Source organism: Methylibium sp., assembly GCF_031393925.1.
Lineage (GTDB): Bacteria > Pseudomonadota > Gammaproteobacteria > Burkholderiales > Burkholderiaceae_C > Methylibium.
On the sequence record NZ_JANMWL010000206.1, the window covers coordinates 1 to 2,656 of the forward strand.

3 protein-coding genes are annotated in these 2,656 nt (G+C 68.4%); all 3 read right to left on the bottom strand.

Annotation, left to right across the window (positions count from 1 at the left end):
- Nucleotides 1–298: 298 nt before the first annotated feature.
- Complete coding sequence (locus RMO12_RS11175) at nt 299–1,066, bottom strand: heparan-alpha-glucosaminide N-acetyltransferase (protein ID WP_309639339.1); 768 nt, start codon at nt 1,064–1,066, stop codon at nt 299–301.
- 4 nt (nt 1,067–1,070) lie between these two features.
- A complete protein-coding gene (locus tag RMO12_RS11180) occupies nt 1,071–1,373 on the bottom strand; it encodes a hypothetical protein (RefSeq protein ID WP_309639340.1) in 303 nt (100 codons plus the stop codon).
- A 54-nt stretch (nt 1,374–1,427) separates the two neighbouring features.
- A partial coding sequence (locus tag RMO12_RS11185; protein ID WP_309639341.1) for a phosphoribosylformylglycinamidine synthase subunit PurQ occupies nt 1,428–2,656 on the bottom strand: 1,229 nt, incomplete at its 5' end.

Here is a 2,656-nt window from a genome sequence, read left to right on the forward strand (position 1 = left end):
GCACAGGGCTCGTGGCCGCGCGCAGCGCTTCGTCCTCTGACTCGTCGCGCTTGTTTGAACGCAGCGAACGCAGTGAGCGCAGTGAGTTGCGCGACGGGCCACGAGCCCGAGCACCGCAAGGCAGTCGAAGCAAAGCGGAGACCGCCTCGATGAAGCGCTGCCGCCTGCCCGGACGCGCCTTTGCCGCCCCCAACCGCCCTCGTGCCCTTGCCCTTGCCCTTGCCGTTGCCCGTAACCCGCACGCCGAAAATCGCCGATAGCAAACTGCCTTTCTTTTTCGAATGAACGCGAATCGGCATCAAGCTCCAGCGCCTGCGTTGGCGAGGGTGCGCCATGCAAGCAAAAGGCCCAGCAGCACCGGCTGGTGCAGCATGTAGAAGGCCAGGCTCCAGCGGCCGAGGGCGGCCAGCGGCGCCAGCGGCCGAGCCAAGGTACCGGTCAGCCAGCGCGGTCGGCGCCCGAGCGTCCAAAGCCCCGCCGCCAGCCCCCACCACATGACACCCAGCCAGGGCAGCAGCGGCACGTAGTCCTCGGTCACCGGCTTGCGCGTGACGAGGCCAACCCAGTTGGTGAGCCGGGTGTCGAAGAACGGGTGCTGCACCAGCCAGGGCAGCGCAATCGCCACCAGCCCGAGCGGCCACAACCAGCGGCCCCACCCGGCGCTGGCGCGGCAGATGAGGAGCATGAGCGCAATGCCGTGCAGCACGCCGAAGCTGATCCAGCTGCGCGGGAACATGAAGGCGCTGCCGGCGCTCACGAGCAGCGCGCACGCGGCGACCTGCGCCCAGCGCCGCCAGAAACGCGGCCACGTCTGCCGCTGTTTCACCGCCACGGCCTGCCCGAGGCCGGCGCAAAACAGGAACAGGCTCACGATGCAGGTGCGCTGCACGGTCCAGAACGGGTCGCGGTAGAAGTCTTCGGTGATGAAGCGCAGGTAAGACAGGTCGAAGCAGAAATGGAAGGCCGCCATCCAGACGATGGCGACGCCGCGCAGTGCATCCAGACGGTCGTGGCGGTCGTGGCGGTCGTGAAGAAATGGTGCAGCGGCAACGACGGTGGGCTTCATCGGCTCACGATAGCGCAGCACGCAGCGCGAGCACCACGTTCGTGCCGCCGAAGGCAAACGAGTTGGAAAGCATGGTGCGCACCGCGACGCCCTCGCGCACCGCGTTCGGTACGTAGTCGAGATCGCAGGCCGGATCGGGCACCTGCAAATGCAGGGTCGGCAGCGCCACCGAGCGGCTCATCGCCAGCAGCGACGGCACGCATTCGACCTCGAAGCGTCGCTGGAGCGCGAGCAGGACATCGCACCCGCCCGCATGCAGGATCGAGGCGCCCGCGTCGCTGGTGTGCAGGCCGGCGCGAGTGCACAAACGGCGAGCGCGGGGGAGTCAATACATGAAGTTCAAGCGCAGTGGATGCTCAAATCATTCGTCCACCCACTTCCTGGCGTTGCGGAACATGCGCAGCCACGGGCTCGCGGCTGCCAGATCGCCACTCGTCCAGCTCATCTGCGCATTGCGAAACACGCGCTCGGGGTGGGGCATGAGCACGGTGAAGCGGCCATCGGGCGTGGTCACCGAGGTGAGGCCTTCGGGGCTACCGTTGGGGTTGGCGGGGTAGGCCTCGGTGCCGTGGCCGGCGTGGTCGACGAAGCGCATGGCGCGCTGCACGGCCTTGGCGTCGCCGCGCTGCGAGAAATCGGCAAAGCCTTCGCCGTGGGCGACCGCGATCGGCAGTCGGCTGCCGGCCATGCCGGCAAAGAAGATCGAGGGCGACTCCAGCACCTCCACCAGCGACAGCCGCGCCTCGAACTGCTCGCTCTTGTTGCGCGTGAACTTGGGCCAAGCCTGGGCGCCGGGGATGAGGGGCGAGAGGGCCGCCATCATCTGGCAGCCGTTGCAAACACCGAGCGCAAGACTCTCGGGCCGCGCAAAGAAAGTGGCGAACTGTTCGGCCAGACGCGGGTTGAAGAGGATCGAGCGCGCCCAGCCCTCGCCCGCGCCGAGCGTGTCGCCATAGCTGAAACCGCCGCAGGCAACGAAGCCCCGGAACATGTCGAGCCGCGCGCGGCCCGTTTGCAGGTCGCTCATGTGAACGTCGTAGCACTCGAAGCCGGCCTGCGCCATGGCGTAGGCCATCTCGAGGTGTGAATTGACGCCCTGCTCGCGCAGGATGGCGAGCTTGGGCCTGGCGGCGTGCATGTAAGGCGCCGCGACCTTGTCGCTCGCGTCGAAGGCGAGCCGCAGGTGCAGGCCGGTGTCGTCGCTCGCGCCGATCGCGGCGTGTTCGGCATCGGCGCAGTCGGGGTTGTCGCGCAAGCGCGCGATGCGCCAGCTGACCTCGTCCCAGGCCTGGTGCAGGTCGCGCAGGTCGGCGCTGAACTGCGCCTTGGCGTCACGCCACACCTCGACCACGCCACGCTCGTTGGGCTTGCCGATCTCGTGGCTGTGCTTGCCTAGTCCGGCTTCGCGCAGGGTGCGCAGCACGGCGCTGCGCTCGGCGGTGCGCACCTGGATGACCGCGCCCAGTTCCTCGGCAAACAGCGCCGCGAGCGTGAGTTCGTTGCGCCGCGCGGCGGTCTGGCCGGCCCAGTTCTTGGCGTCGCCCCAGTCCATGCGGCTGTCGTGGATGCCGTCGCCCTGGGTCACCAGCA